Origin of the sequence: Bacillus sp. G402, from assembly GCF_051172515.1 — a bacterium.
Taxonomy (GTDB): domain Bacteria; phylum Bacillota; class Bacilli; order Bacillales; family Bacillaceae; genus Bacillus; species Bacillus altitudinis.
In genome coordinates this window covers 480,145-493,211 of sequence record NZ_JBPIZC010000001.1, presented here as the reverse complement: position 1 = coordinate 493,211, position 13,067 = coordinate 480,145, and the positions used below count along the sequence as shown (strand labels likewise).

14 protein-coding genes are annotated in these 13,067 nt (G+C 41.2%); 5 read left to right on the top strand and 9 right to left on the bottom strand.

Annotated elements, in window-relative coordinates; all coding sequences use genetic code 11:
• Window positions 1-31 precede the first annotated feature (31 nt).
• From ACSBQP_RS02700 to ACSBQP_RS02685, 4 genes are all read right to left on the bottom strand, one after another.
• Window positions 32-574 (bottom strand): DUF1273 domain-containing protein, encoded by a 543-nt coding sequence (locus ACSBQP_RS02700; RefSeq protein WP_435028170.1) that lies wholly within the window; start codon window positions 572-574, stop codon window positions 32-34.
• 49 nt (window positions 575-623) lie between these two features.
• On the bottom strand, window positions 624-860 hold the full coding sequence (cotD, locus tag ACSBQP_RS02695) for a spore coat protein CotD (protein ID WP_081105428.1): 237 nt from the start codon (window positions 858-860) through the stop codon (window positions 624-626).
• A gap of 314 nt (window positions 861-1,174) precedes the next feature.
• A complete protein-coding gene (locus tag ACSBQP_RS02690; protein ID WP_435028169.1) occupies window positions 1,175-2,422 on the bottom strand; it encodes a ribonuclease H-like domain-containing protein in 1,248 nt (415 codons plus the stop codon).
• A 23-nt stretch (window positions 2,423-2,445) separates the two neighbouring features.
• Window positions 2,446-4,692 (bottom strand): DEAD/DEAH box helicase, encoded by a 2,247-nt coding sequence (locus tag ACSBQP_RS02685; RefSeq protein ID WP_435028168.1) that lies wholly within the window; start codon window positions 4,690-4,692, stop codon window positions 2,446-2,448.
• Window positions 4,693-4,852: 160 nt separating this feature from the next.
• Between ACSBQP_RS02685 and ACSBQP_RS02680 the strand changes: the two genes are divergently transcribed.
• Entirely contained in the window at window positions 4,853-5,971 is a 1,119-nt protein-coding gene (locus tag ACSBQP_RS02680; RefSeq protein ID WP_024718533.1) for an NADH-dependent flavin oxidoreductase, read from the top strand.
• Window positions 5,972-6,021: 50 nt separating this feature from the next.
• Here ACSBQP_RS02680 and ACSBQP_RS02675 read toward each other — a convergent pair whose 3' ends face one another.
• Entirely contained in the window at window positions 6,022-6,528 is a 507-nt protein-coding gene (locus ACSBQP_RS02675) for a PTS sugar transporter subunit IIA (RefSeq protein WP_008344623.1), read from the bottom strand.
• A gap of 168 nt (window positions 6,529-6,696) precedes the next feature.
• On the opposite strand from ACSBQP_RS02675, the gene ACSBQP_RS02670 reads away from it, so the two are divergent.
• Window positions 6,697-7,116, top strand: coding sequence for an Hsp20/alpha crystallin family protein (locus ACSBQP_RS02670; protein WP_007500867.1), 420 nt, complete (start codon window positions 6,697-6,699; stop codon window positions 7,114-7,116).
• 21 nt (window positions 7,117-7,137) lie between these two features.
• On the opposite strand, the gene ACSBQP_RS02665 is transcribed toward ACSBQP_RS02670, so the two are convergent.
• The 3 genes from ACSBQP_RS02665 to ACSBQP_RS02655 all read right to left on the bottom strand — a co-directional run bounded on the left by ACSBQP_RS02665 (window position 7,138) and on the right by ACSBQP_RS02655 (window position 8,362).
• Window positions 7,138-7,590 (bottom strand): YppG family protein, encoded by a 453-nt coding sequence (locus ACSBQP_RS02665; protein WP_435028167.1) that lies wholly within the window; start codon window positions 7,588-7,590, stop codon window positions 7,138-7,140.
• A gap of 108 nt (window positions 7,591-7,698) precedes the next feature.
• A complete protein-coding gene (locus tag ACSBQP_RS02660; protein ID WP_414834338.1) occupies window positions 7,699-8,079 on the bottom strand; it encodes a YppE family protein in 381 nt (126 codons plus the stop codon).
• A 49-nt stretch (window positions 8,080-8,128) separates the two neighbouring features.
• Entirely contained in the window at window positions 8,129-8,362 is a 234-nt protein-coding gene (locus ACSBQP_RS02655; protein ID WP_224558417.1) for a DUF5446 family protein, read from the bottom strand.
• Window positions 8,363-8,558: 196 nt separating this feature from the next.
• Between ACSBQP_RS02655 and sspM the strand changes: the two genes are divergently transcribed.
• On the top strand, window positions 8,559-8,663 hold the full coding sequence (gene sspM / locus ACSBQP_RS02650) for an acid-soluble spore protein SspM (protein ID WP_017359731.1): 105 nt from the start codon (window positions 8,559-8,561) through the stop codon (window positions 8,661-8,663).
• A 23-nt stretch (window positions 8,664-8,686) separates the two neighbouring features.
• Here the strand turns inward: sspM and ACSBQP_RS02645 are convergent, their stop codons facing one another.
• Window positions 8,687-9,643: a DUF2515 domain-containing protein gene (locus tag ACSBQP_RS02645; RefSeq protein ID WP_435028166.1), complete on the bottom strand. Its 957-nt coding sequence runs from the start codon at window positions 9,641-9,643 to the stop codon at window positions 8,687-8,689.
• A 46-nt stretch (window positions 9,644-9,689) separates the two neighbouring features.
• Here ACSBQP_RS02645 and recU point away from each other — a divergent pair, with 46 nt between their 5' ends.
• Both recU and ACSBQP_RS02635 read left to right on the top strand, forming a co-directional pair.
• Window positions 9,690-10,325 carry a Holliday junction resolvase RecU gene (gene recU, locus ACSBQP_RS02640; protein ID WP_035391682.1) on the top strand — a complete coding sequence of 212 codons (636 nt, stop codon included), beginning with the start codon at window positions 9,690-9,692 and terminating at the stop codon, window positions 10,323-10,325.
• Between the two features lie 19 nt (window positions 10,326-10,344).
• On the top strand, window positions 10,345-13,032 hold the full coding sequence (locus ACSBQP_RS02635; RefSeq protein WP_435028165.1) for a PBP1A family penicillin-binding protein: 2,688 nt from the start codon (window positions 10,345-10,347) through the stop codon (window positions 13,030-13,032).
• Window positions 13,033-13,067: the final 35 nt, after the last annotated feature.

Below are 13,067 nucleotides of genomic sequence, written 5' to 3'. Positions count from 1 at the left end.
ATACGTGACGTTGTCAAATTTTCTCTTGCTTTTAGTCAAAAAACGGATCTTCCGCCTCAACCTGTGCTCTTAAATCATCCATTGTGATATACATAATTGGGTAGTCGGTATAGGTGTCAGCTTCTTTGATCATATATTTTGGCGAGCCTTCGTGCTCGGGATCATATAAGACGAGAAGGCCGTCCGTTTTTTCAATAAAAAAGCGGTTCTTTTGTTTAAATTGTGCCGGACTTTCATACGGTCTATGCGTGACACTTTCTACAAAATCAGCTTGTGCAAGAACGCCTTCATACAGCTCTTTATTTTGTTCATTCCAGCGCTCTTCCTGTTCATAAAATGGTGTAATGACAGCAAGTTTTAAATCTGGAAACTTCTCTTGAAGCTCAAAGACCACTTCAGCTGTCCATATTTCTGCCCCTAACTGACCTGAAATGAGCACCCATTCCAGCCCGTCTTCAATGAGTGCCGTCAGCCTTTTCCGAAGTTCCGCTTTTATGTATTGAAGTGCAGGCTCGTCTTGTTTGAAGATCCCAAGCTCAAATGGCTTGTACCCTGTGACAGCAATAATTTTCATTTTTTCACCTGCTTTTAAAAAAAGGGACTTATAAAAGTCCCATTTCACTTTATCTGTTACAGCAAGGTCCACCGCAGTTAAAGTGTTGATGTGTTGCCGGGTCCACCTGAGAAAACGTATGCGGGAAGTAGTGAACATGTTGGAAATTTTGGTGATGAACATTTGTTACATGCTGCGGGTGGATGTGCGGCACAATTGTAGTTGACTCACTGTGCGTACAGCAGTGAGTCGTTGGATGTACAATTGGCTGTGTAACATTTGGATTGCAATGATGATGATGGTACATGTAGCATTCCCCTCTCCTTGATTTTCTTACATTAACAATGTATGAATCAAGAGGTGTACATGTACTAATGCATTAACCTATTTTAAAAGTTTGCAAGAAAAACATCTTTATAGTTTGAAAACACAAACGCGACCAATATGACAACAAGAAAAAACAAGTAGAAAAGACCCTTATACATGCTCTACGCTCCTCATTCAATATCTAACGTTATTTTACAGGATTCGTGACTTTTCTACAATAAAAGTGCTAAACAATTTTTATTTTCGGCCGAGAGCCGAACGTTGTCATTTTTTGCGCTTTCCCAGGCAATAATTTCATTGCCCAGCTTTTCTTAAGAGCCGCTTTTCTCGCTTGTCAAGTTCCACAATGTCTCGTTCACTTAAAGACGATTGTGATAACAATGTTTGGGTAATGGAAAGGGCTGCTTTTGGATCTTTTTGACGGTGTTCTTCATACTTTGCTAGCTCTACACCCGCTTTTAATCTTAAATGAACATCACTTGATTCAAATAGACGCCTCCATATACATGCCGCTTCATCCCATTGTTTTAATCGCTTGTACTGTAATGATAGATCATAAGCTGCTTGATCCGCATGCTCAAACGCTGCTCCCGTTAATTCTTGCAGGTGCTTTGTTGCTTCCTGCACATCACGGTGAGCAAGATGCCACTTAGCTAATGCATATTTCTCATCGTCTTCCTTCACCGCATCTTTGGATAAGATTTTTTTAGACAAATGAATGTAGAGACTGATTAACGATAAGACATCAAGTTCATTGTGAGTCAAAATTCCTTCAATCAGCTTCGGGTTTTGTTCCTTTAAAAAGTGAAAATAAATCATTGGTGCGAGGAACCCCGGTGTATCTCCCTCTCGATTGACGTGCAGTTCCTCTTTTTCTACGACCGAAAGAGCCATACGCTCATATTTATGTTTCCACAATCTCCTTGACCCATGCAGAAGGTCAAAATGACCAAATTCAGGTAGAGCAGGTATTTGATCGCGTAATAATGTATGCCTCGTTTTGACTTGAGGCAAGTCAAATGATTTTCCATTATATGTCACGAGTGATTCGACATCCACCTCACTAAGAAAGCTATTGTAAAGTGCCGCTTCATTTCCTGGATTCGTGAGCAAATGTTGTTTTACCACCACTTTATCTGAATAAACTCTCGCATGCCCAAGTAGAAAAATCATATTTCCCGTTCCGCCAGATAGTCCTGTTGTTTCTGTATCGAAGAAAAATAGCTCGTGAGGCTTGTAGCCTTTTGCAGAAAGAGAATGCTGAATCTCACTTTTGTTCCATGCACTCACCATCTCCGGCAGTTCTGCAAATGAATATCGCCCATGCTGATGGTCAAGTGGATAGGTCACTTCCCGAATGAGGCAGAAAGAGTCTTCAAAGTAGTAAGGAGCTGCACCTAATTCCCCCCACTCTTTTAGAAATGGAATGGTTTCAGCCGTCACAGTGTGCGTTTGTCCCTCTTTTACTGCCCCACGCTTTTCATCTGACTGATTGTGCGACAGGTGTTTTTTCATTCTGTTTAATTTTCCTTTTAATGACATGGGTACGTCTATTCCACCTTCCCTTAAAATCCTGCCATCAATTGAATGATCCTGCTTTTTCCATCGATCTCTTTCATTTCCATGCCAATACAAGATGGACAGCCGTTCTCGCAGCTGCATCGCTCAATCAGCTGAGTGGCTGCACGAGCAATTTCATCAAAGCGAGCCTGCACCTCTTTACTTAAACCGATTCCACCTGGGTAATGATCATATAAAAATACGGTCGGTTTCCCGGTATGGGCTGCCTTTATTTGAGAAATGACATGAATGTCTGAACGGTCACACATGACAAACGCCGGAACAATATGCTGAAGAACATTGGCAATACCGAGCAAGAGCTGTTCAAGTGTTTTTTCTTCAAATGTCCGCTCTGCTTCATGTAATTCAAACCAAGCAGCACTCGTATGAATCTCTTCTTCAGGTAAGTGAATCGGGCCGGAACCGATATTTTCCCCGGTTGATAATCGAATTTTTTTGAAAATGGTCGGCATTGCATTGACGGTCACATCACCGTAGTGAACAGATACCGCCTCTTTCTCTGTTGTTTGATCAATTTCAAGCACCTTGAGCTGAACTGCTAAATTCGCATCAGTATAATATTCTACATCGACTTGTTTCACATAAGCCTTAAGATGCTCATAATCTAGCTTTTCCACTTGATACTGAACCCCTTCATGTAAATAAATCGCTTCATCATGAAGTAAGGTCATCGCACTGAATCGATCCATCTCTCCAATAATTCGAACGTTCGCTACATCGGATTGATCGACAATGACGACATTTTCCTGACTTGCAGATCTCAGACTGATGCCATGAGCCGGGAACGATTGATCTGACCAATAATAACGGTTCCCGCTGAAATGAAGAACCCCTTCTTCATGTAAGTATTGCAAAATTTCTTCTACTTCCATACTGCCAAACTGTTCATCTTCTCGAAACGGTAGCTCGTAGGACGCACATTTTAGATGATCGACTAGGATGATAAGGTTCTCAGGATTGATTCTTGCCGATTCAGGTGGTCTGTTAAAGAAGTATTCAGGGTGTCTGACAATATATTGGTCAAGTGGCGATGAGCTTGCGACCATGATAATGAGTGCTTCCTCATGACGCCTTCCAGCTCGTCCAGCCTGCTGCCACGTACTCGCTACACTGCCAGGATATCCGGTCATGATACAGACTTTTAGCTGTCCAATATCTACTCCTAATTCTAGTGCGTTTGTGCTGACTACACCGAGAATGTCTCCTTCCCTTAAGCCTTTTTCAATCATGCGCCGCTCTTTCGGCAAATAGCCCCCGCGGTAACCACGGATCGATTTAGGACCAATTTCTTTTTTCACTAGTTCTTGAATATGACTTAGGATAACTTCAACTCTTACCCTACTTCTAGCAAAAACAATCGTTTGAATTTTTTCTTTTAAAAATGTTTTAGCGAGCTGATTCACAACAGTGGCCGCACTTTGTCTAATATTTAATGGCTTATTGACGACTGGCGGGTTGTAAAAGACAAAATTCTTTTTACCGCTAGGCGCTCCGTTTCGTTCAATGAGATGCACCTTGCTTCCGGTCAGCTGCTCTGCAAGCTCTTTTGGATTCGCAATGGTCGCTGAAGTACAAATAAAGGTCGGGTCACTTCCATAAAATGCACAAATTCGCTTTAGTCTGCGAATGACATTGGCAACATGACTGCCAAACACGCCTCGATATGTATGAAGCTCATCAATGACAATATACTTTAAGTTCTCAAATAAACTGACCCATTTCGTATGGTGAGGCAAAATCGCTGAGTGCAGCATATCTGGATTTGTAATGACAATATGTCCTGCCTGTCTGACGCGCTGGCGAATCGCTGGGGAGGTGTCCCCGTCATAGGTTTCACTGTGAATTGGAACATCCATCTGATGAATGATTTCGTTTAATTCACTTTTTTGATCTTGCGCGAGTGCTTTTGTTGGAAATAAATAGAGGGAGCGGCTTGTCTGATCTTCTGCGATCGACTGAAGAACTGGCAGATTGTAGCAAAGCGTTTTACCTGAAGCTGTAGGTGTCACAGTCACCACATTCTCACCATCCATCACACGTTCAAAGGCTTCCTTTTGATGAATGTATAGTTCGCTCACACCTCTTTTTTCAAGCGCCACTTTGAGCCTGTCATTTACTCTTTCAGGAATTGGAGAAGTCAGTGCAGGCTTCGCTTCAATTTCATGCCAATGCTCGACCTGTTCGTCTTTTTTTAAATCTTCTATGAGTTCGTTCATTGTTTTCTTCTTCATCTGGTATCCACCTCTCATTCTAGTGTACCGAATATTTGTTTGCATGACTAGGCGGCAATTTTTTGATGCGCCGCTTGTGAGCAAATATTTTGATGTGTTGTAACAATATCTATTACACTTCTATAGTGAAATGATTTTATCAAGGAAGAAGATGATCAGATTGAAAAACGAATTTAAGCCTTTATTTGAACCTTTTACATTCCCGGGGGGTGCCTCTATTGATGGCCGTTTAGTCGTTGCACCAATGACACACTTCGGTTCTCATGAGGATGGCACGATCTCAAAGGAAGAAATTGATTTTATTACCGCTAGATCAAGTGAAATGGGCATGGTCATCACCGCATGCGCAAACGTGACGCCAGATGGTAAGGCGTTTGAAGGACAGCCTTCTATTGCAAGGGATGAAGATATACCTGGCCTTCAAAAGCTTGCTTCTGCGATTCAAGCGAAAGGAACAAAAGCCATTATGCAAATTCATCATGGCGGCTCTCAGGCTCTCCCTCATTTAGTCCCAAACGGTGATGTCGTTGCGCCAAGTGATGTATTTAAAGATGGAAAACAAATTGCGAGAGCTTTGACAGAAGAAGAAATTCCTCACATCATCGACTCATTTAAAGAAGCAGCAAGGCGCGCAATCCAAGCGGGATTTGATGGGATCGAAATCCATGGAGCGAACGGATATTTATTACAGCAATTCTACTCCCCGCATAGTAATCAGCGTACAGATCAATGGGGCGGAAGCGAAGAAAAGCGTCTCGCATTTCCAATTGCAGTAGTAGATGCAGTGAAAGAAGCAATCAAAGAGCATGTAACAAAACCATTTATCTTTGGGTATCGATTATCACCTGAAGAACCAGAAACACCTGGTTTAACCATGACAGAAACATTTACTTTAGTGGACGTACTTAAGACAAAAAACCTTGATTACTTGCATATTTCTTTAATGGAGATTGACGCTAAAGCAAGACGTGGTGCTGATACAAGTAAGACGCGGATGGAGTTATTAAAAGAGCGCTGTGGTGACACGCTTCCACTCATCGGCGTCGGCAGCGTCATTACAGCTGAGGATGCACTGAATGCATACAATCAAGGGATTCCACTCATCGCTGTTGCAAGAGAAGTCATTGTTGATCCCGATTGGGCAGTAAAGATTAAAGAAGGCAGAGAAAACGAGATTGAAACCGTCATTAAACGCAGTCAAAAAGACAAGTACATGATTCCAGAGGGTTTATGGACTGTTATGGAAGCAAGTAAAGGCTGGGTTCCAATGGAGGATTAATGTCCTCAATCAAAAAACTACCCTATCAACTCAGGGTAGTTTTTTTTGGATTATTTCATTTTCACTGTAAAAAGCTTGGACGTCTGCTTTTCTACAGAGCCCTTAGGTTCTTTGTCAAGATGTTCTACTAAATCACCATTCATGATGACAATTGGTGTCACTGTGCTTGCCGCTTTTTCTTCAATCAGCGCTAAATCACACGTAATGAGAGGATCACCTGCTTTCACTTTATCCCCTTCTTTTATGTGTGCTTCAAAGCCTTCACCATTTAATCCAACCGTTTCAAGTCCGATATGAATCAGAAGCTCAAGCCCCGAGAGTGTTCGAATCCCAATTGCATGTTTTGTATGGAAGAGTTGAATAATTTCACCATCTACTGGTGACACAATGGTGCCGTTTTTTGGTTTTACAGCTACGCCGTCTCCCATCATCTTTTGAGAAAAAACGGGATCTGGTACATCGGTCATATCCATTAACTCTCCATCAACTGGAGAATAAATGACTTCTTCCTTTACATCATCTTGGTTTTTTCCGAAACCGAATAATTTTTTCAGCAATGTTCATTTGCTCCCTTCAAGCTTTGCTTCTAGATCTATTCAGCGTATAAACCTTCACGCCCATACACCTTGCTTCATTCAACACTATTTAATCATAATTTTTTCCTCTCATCAATTGATAACCGCCTGAGCCCCTTTTGCATAGGCTGTAGATGAGAGGTGATTCAAATGAAACATGAAAGTGAAAAGAAACACGAGTTGTTAGCAAATGAAGACATTTTATATGAAGCGATTGAACAATTTTTTGCATCATCGCCGTTTCACGACATTTTAAATAGTGCAGAGGCGCTGATGACCACGAGCCATTCACTTGCATCCATTACAACCGATGTGACAGAAGATGATCAATATGTATACATTGAGATTCGATTTCCAGACCATTTTGTCGAAGGTGATATCGCACTAGAAGTGAAAGCGCAATATTTACACTTATCGGTACAGGAAAAAATCAAAACAGACACGACTTCCTCCTATTCGAGCTTTACCAAAACCATTTTAATGCCTGCAAAAATAGATGAAACCAATATGAAGAGCGTTTGGAAAGATCAATCACTTCGTGTGACTGCGCCAAAACAAACAACCCAATAGATGTATATCTATTGGGTTTTGCTATGCTTTAAAAATACTAGTAAATCCTTTCGCCAATGAGCCCACTTGATTCATTGTACTCATCATTTGTCCAGCAGTATCAAACATTTTATTAAAATCGTATTGCCCATTCGTTTTTTTAAATTGTGACAGCACACTTTTAAATTGAGATGATTGCTGTTTTTGCGGCCTTGGCAAAGGATAAGGATTCATAGGCTGTTGCATAGGCATCATGCCCGGCGGCTGCATTTGCGGCTGATTCATTGCTTCAGGCTGCGGCTGATAAGGCTGGAAGGTTTCCTGATATCCAAAAGGCGGCTGATAGCCTGCAGACGGCGGCTGGTTCATTTCACCTTGATATGGGGGCATGAAATATTCTGGAGGCTGCGGAGGCTGCTGCATATCTGGATACGGAAAAGGCCGTTGCTGAAATTGATTCATTTCATAAGATGGCTGGTTTGAATAAGGGAACACGTATCTCGCTCCTCTCGCTCTGAAAACATATTGAAGTCAATGATATATTATGTTCAGGAAGCAGAAGATGTGCCTACAGCAGCCATAAGAAAAACGCAGGCTGTTTCATCAGCTGCGTTTGTTGATTTCTTCTATTAAAAGGTTCAGTGTATAAATCACTGACTCAACTAAATTTTTCACACGAGGTGCATGCTGTTTGCCAAAATAAGATTGCAGCACAACCTCTTTTCCATTTTCTTGGACGGCTTCAAGCTGTTCTTGATGTAAGTATCTAGGTTTGGCCTGATGAATAAATGAGGTAGCAGCAGTAAGCCACTCTTCCATTTGCTGATCAAATTTGACAACGGCCGGCTGAATATCGTTGTAAAAATCATAATCTGGGTATTCCTCTTCTGCCTTTCCCTTTAGGTACTGCTCGTATGCTTCTTCGATCCACGTGATCAAGTCTTGTGTATGTTTAAGTAATGTTTGATTATCCAAAGTGTTCACCTCTATGAACCATCCTATCAAACGTTTACTTATTGCTCAAATAGAAAAGCTATCCGGCGTGATATGCGGGTCTTGCCTGCAGCTTATACTCTGCTGCATGAATTTTCAATTCACATTCCTTCACTTCAGATTCAAGACGGTCAATGATTTGTTCTTGCTCCTCTACGGCAGCGTTTTTTGTTTTTTTGACAGCTAAAGACAGTTCTTCTTCCACCGCATCAATCTTTCGCTCAATTTCCTCTAACAATTGCATAATGGATTCTTTTGATACAAATTCGCTCATCATCAGATTCCTCCTTTATCATCTCTCGTTACATTCTCTTTTCTTTTACTCCCTCCTTCATACATGACAAAACTAGAACTAAATCGCCAATCTAAGTGAAGATAAGCGCAATTTCTTCCATTTCGACACGTGCTTGTCCTTCTTTGTATGATCGCGTCCGATTGTGTAAATTCTAAGGACAAAGGAGGTAGATGTCATGAAAAAGCAGCAAGCACCAAAAGAGCAAAAAACAAAAGGGAAAGAAAACAGTACAGATCAGCTTGATAAAAAGCTCGGCGGCCCTAACCGTCCATCCACGTAAAAAAAGCAGGTACCCCCTGCTTTTTATTTATGCAAAAAATAGTGTTCTAATGAGAAAAGAAAACGAAGCTGCCTTTTTTTATGAAAATACCAGTCGGTCAGCTCAATTTGTTTTGGTAAACGCTCTGCTTCAAACAAGGATGGACTCAATTTCTTTTGAAACCAATCTTCCCTTTGATCGTCTAATGAATGTGTCATGACTGGATACACTGTTCTGAGGAAAGGGCTTGACCTTCGCGCAATTCCTAAAAACGGTTCAAAATCAAATCGAGATCCCGTATGCGGCACGGTATGCAAAAAGTGATAAAAATCCGAAAACAAATCGGCTCGAAACAATAGTTTTGCTAGTTTTTTCCCTAACGTAATGCGCTCTTTTACTTGGGAAAACTTTCGTATGGTTAAGCCGTACAAATGCCCGTCTACTGTCGGAAAAACGACAGTTTGAAAATGTGCCCACTCGCTGAAAAGATATTGAATCGAGTGAAAAACATTCTTTTTCAGTAGAGGATTTTGTATAATAGGAGATTGTATAGTATATTGTTCATTTATGATGAGTGCATGCAGCAATCGCTCTATGTCACGCTTTTGCCAAAATCGTTCCCACTCAGCGCTCATAAAACGAGACACACCGAAATGGGGTAGCAGATGAAATAAAGGTTTGCGGCACCTTTTTGACCATTCATACAAGAGAAGCTGCGGGTAAGCATCTGAAAAGATCAGCCAATTCGCTCTTTCATACGCTGTAAAGAACAGATGCCCTTGCTGATCCGTTAAACCCGGATGGAAGAGCTCGCCTTTTAAATCTGTCATGGACCATCCAGCATTTCTCGAGACAAAAGAAGCAAGCAGAGACCATTTCATCTCTGGATGACGGTCATAAAAGCGCTTGTACGCATTTGTCCTTGTCAGGTTGTCCTTATTTTTCGCTTTCGTTTCATGTAAAATATGCTGGGTAATCATGTGCTCTTGTTGTGACAACATGGTGATCTCTCCAATACAAAATGCATTAAAAGGAGGCTGAAACTTGATGATTCGGTATCCTAACGGAAAATCGTATCAGCCCATTCAACAAATTGGGACAAAAAAAAGAATCAGCGGCGAATCATCTTATAGTAACCGTGGGATGACGCTTGAAGCTGACTTAAATGAAACGAACCAGTACTATTTGGTCAACGGGATTGCAGTCATTCATAAAAAGCCTACCCCTGTTCAAATTGTCAATGTGGATTATCCAAAAAGAAGCGCTGCTGTCATTAAAGAAGCCTATTTTAAACAATCCTCCACAACAGACTACAACGGGGTATACAAAGGGCGCTATATCGATTTTGAAGCAAAGGAAACCAAAAGCACCACCTCGTTTCCGCTCAAAAATTTCCACGACCATCAAATTGAGCATATGAAACAGGTTGAAAAGCAAGGCGGTATTTGTTTTGTTATTATATCCGCATTTGGTTCCGTTTATTATTTGTCCGCTTCTGACCTCTTCTTCTTTTGGGAGCGGCAGCAGCAAAACGGCCGTAAATCCATTAGCAAAGATGAATTAATGGAAGCAGGCCACCTCATGACACTTGGATATTCGCCAAGAATTGATTATATTAAAGTAGTGGAGACACTTCATTTTTCGGATGAAAGCAAGCATCATTTACGTTCGAAAAAGGTTTAACACGAAAGGTTGAGATGTGATGTCTGATCAATTTACAAGTCGTGAACAGCGACGTAAAGCAAGTCAAGAAAACAATAAGAAGCAAAAGAACAAAAAAGGCAAAAAGAAAGCAGGTCTATTTAAAAAAATATTTTTATCTTTACTCGTGATCGGTCTTCTTTGTTTAGTAGCCGGAATCACAACTTTTGCCGTTTTTGCATCAAGCGCTCCTTCTATTGATGATAGCAAGCTAAAAACGCCGTATTCTTCAAAACTTTACGATAAAGACAAAAAAGTCTTTGCAGAAGTCGGGGCGGAAAAAAGAACGTATGTCTCGATTAAAGATATACCCGACGTGGTAAAAGACGCGTTTATTGCCACTGAAGATGCACGTTTTTATAAACACCACGGGATTGATCCTATCCGTATTGGCGGTGCTCTTGTCGCAAACGTCGAGGACGGTTTTGGAGCAGAAGGTGGAAGTACGATTACACAGCAGGTTGTGAAGAACTCCCTGCTTAACAATCAAAAGACGTTAAAACGTAAAGTACAGGAAGTGTGGCTCTCGATTCAGCTTGAGCAAAAATACTCTAAAGATGAAATTTTAGAAATGTATTTAAACCGTATTTTCTTCTCTCCTTATGCTTATGGTGTTGGGAAAGCGGCTGAACAATTTTTCGGAGTGACAGATTTAAATAAACTAACTGTTGCACAGGCTGCCACACTTGCAGGTATGCCGCAAAGTCCTTCTGCCTATAACCCAGTGAAACATCCAGAGGCAGCGGAAAAACGTCGTAATATCGTTTTAGGCCTAATGAAAAAACAAGGCTATATTTCAGAAAAAGATTATGAGGAAGCAAAAGCAACACCTGTCAGCAAAACAGTTGTTTCAGCTGATAAATATAAGAGTCAAAACTCAAGTAAGTACTCTGCTTATATTGAAGAAGTCATGGAAGAAGTACAGAAAAAAGCCAAAGTAGATGTATCAACAGATGGATTAAAAATCTATACTTCTCTTGATCGAAAAGCACAGGATCATCTGGATGACATCATCAATGGGGATTCAGCCGGATTTACGAAAGGTATGCAAGCTGGAGTCACCCTGCTAGATACAAAAAATGGTGAAATTCGTGCCATTGGCGGTGGTCGTGATGTACCAGCCGGCGGCTTTAACTATGCCACTGATGCAAAACGCCAGCCGGGATCTACAATCAAACCAATTTTAGATTACGGTCCTGTAATTGAAAACAAAAAATGGTCAACATATCAGCAAATTGATGATGCGCCTTATACGTACTCTAACGGTACACCAATTAACAACTTTGACAGAAGACACTTAGGGAAAATGTCGATGAGAAGCGCTTTGGCACAATCACGAAACATCCCTGCTTTAAAAGCTTTCCAAGAAGCTGGTACAGATAATGCTGTTCAATTCGCCAATAACTTAGGTCTGGATTTACCTTCTGACATTCCTGAGTCTTACTCAATCGGCGGATTTGACGAAGGTGTCTCTTCACTTAAAATGGCTGGTGCATTTAGTGCATTCGGTAACAACGGATACTATAATGAACCGCATGCCGTAACATCTGTTGAATTTAATGACGGGACGAAGCTTGACTTAACTCCAGACTCTAAAGCAGCCATGAGTGATTACACTGCATTTATGATCACAGATATGCTGAAAACTGCTGTACAATCTGGAACAGGTACACTCGCACAAGTACCGAATGTTCAAGTAGCTGGTAAAACAGGTACAACCAACTTTACACAAGATGATATTAATAAATACAACATCCCTTCTGGCGGGGCGAAAGATTCTTGGTTTGTCGGTTACACGCCGCAATACACAGCAGCTGTGTGGACCGGAATTGGCAACTCAAAAGATGCGGACGGCAAAATGTGGCTCACGGATTATGAACAACGTGTTGCCAAAGTGGTCTTCCAGAAATTAATTTCTCAAATTGATGATGGAAGCGGCTCATTTGAAAAGCCAGACAGTGTCGTTGAAGCAACGGTTGAAAAAGGATCAGATCCAGCGAAGTTAGCTGGACCAAACACACCAAGTGATAAGAAGACAACGGAATACTTCGTCAAAGGAACTGTCCCAACAAAAGTTTCTGACACATATGAAAAGAAAGAAGCTGACAAACCATCTGACTTAAAAGCGGTGTATGATGAAGAGAAAAAATCGATTACACTCACTTGGGGTTATGATGACGATGCAGATGCAACATTTAATGTAAAGCAAGCGGTCGATGATGGCGGCTATAAAGACATTCAAAACAGCTCTTCTAAAGAAGCCGTCATCTCTGATGTGAAGCCAGGATCCACCTATAAATTCCAAGTGACAGCGACTGTAGACGATGTCACAAGTAAAGCGGCTTCTACCTTCCTCACCATTAAAGATGACGAAGAAGAGGAAGAAAAAGCAGATGATGAGAACAAAGAAGAAGAAGAGCCACAGCAACCTGATGATGAGCAGACAGATCAAACAGATGATAATCAAAACCAAGGTGGCACTGATGAACAGAAGCCTGATGATAAAAAAGATCAAGGCGGAAATACCGAAAAGGGCAATGGTGGTTCAAGTGATGGCTCAGACAGTACAAATGGAAACAGCAACTCACAGAGCGATGCCAATAAAGATAAAAAGAAAGACGACGAGAAAGCCAATTCTCAAAGCTCAAATACTCAGTCAAATTCTACTTCTCGCAAAGAAGACGAATAACAAAAAAGCACTTGCCCTATGTGGCAAGTGCTTTT

Excerpts from the sequence above, each read along its gene's own strand:
- ACSBQP_RS02690 (WP_435028169.1), bottom strand. The coding sequence starts at position 2,422 with ATGTCATTAAAAGGAAAATTAAACAGAATGAAAAAACACCTGTCGCAC.
- ACSBQP_RS02685 (WP_435028168.1), bottom strand. The coding sequence starts at position 4,692 with ATGAAGAAGAAAACAATGAACGAACTCATAGAAGATTTAAAAAAAGAC.
- sspM (WP_017359731.1), top strand. The coding sequence starts at position 8,559 with ATGAAAAAGCAGCAAGCACCAAAAGAGCAAAAAACAAAAGGGAAAGAA.
- ACSBQP_RS02670 (WP_007500867.1), top strand. The coding sequence starts at position 6,697 with ATGAAACATGAAAGTGAAAAGAAACACGAGTTGTTAGCAAATGAAGAC.
- recU (WP_035391682.1), top strand. The coding sequence starts at position 9,690 with ATGATTCGGTATCCTAACGGAAAATCGTATCAGCCCATTCAACAAATT.
- cotD (WP_081105428.1), bottom strand. The coding sequence starts at position 860 with ATGTACCATCATCATCATTGCAATCCAAATGTTACACAGCCAATTGTA.
- ACSBQP_RS02645 (WP_435028166.1), bottom strand. The coding sequence starts at position 9,643 with ATGTTGTCACAACAAGAGCACATGATTACCCAGCATATTTTACATGAA.
- ACSBQP_RS02655 (WP_224558417.1), bottom strand. The coding sequence starts at position 8,362 with ATGAGCGAATTTGTATCAAAAGAATCCATTATGCAATTGTTAGAGGAA.
- ACSBQP_RS02635 (WP_435028165.1), top strand. The coding sequence starts at position 10,345 with ATGTCTGATCAATTTACAAGTCGTGAACAGCGACGTAAAGCAAGTCAA.
- ACSBQP_RS02700 (WP_435028170.1), bottom strand. The coding sequence starts at position 574 with ATGAAAATTATTGCTGTCACAGGGTACAAGCCATTTGAGCTTGGGATC.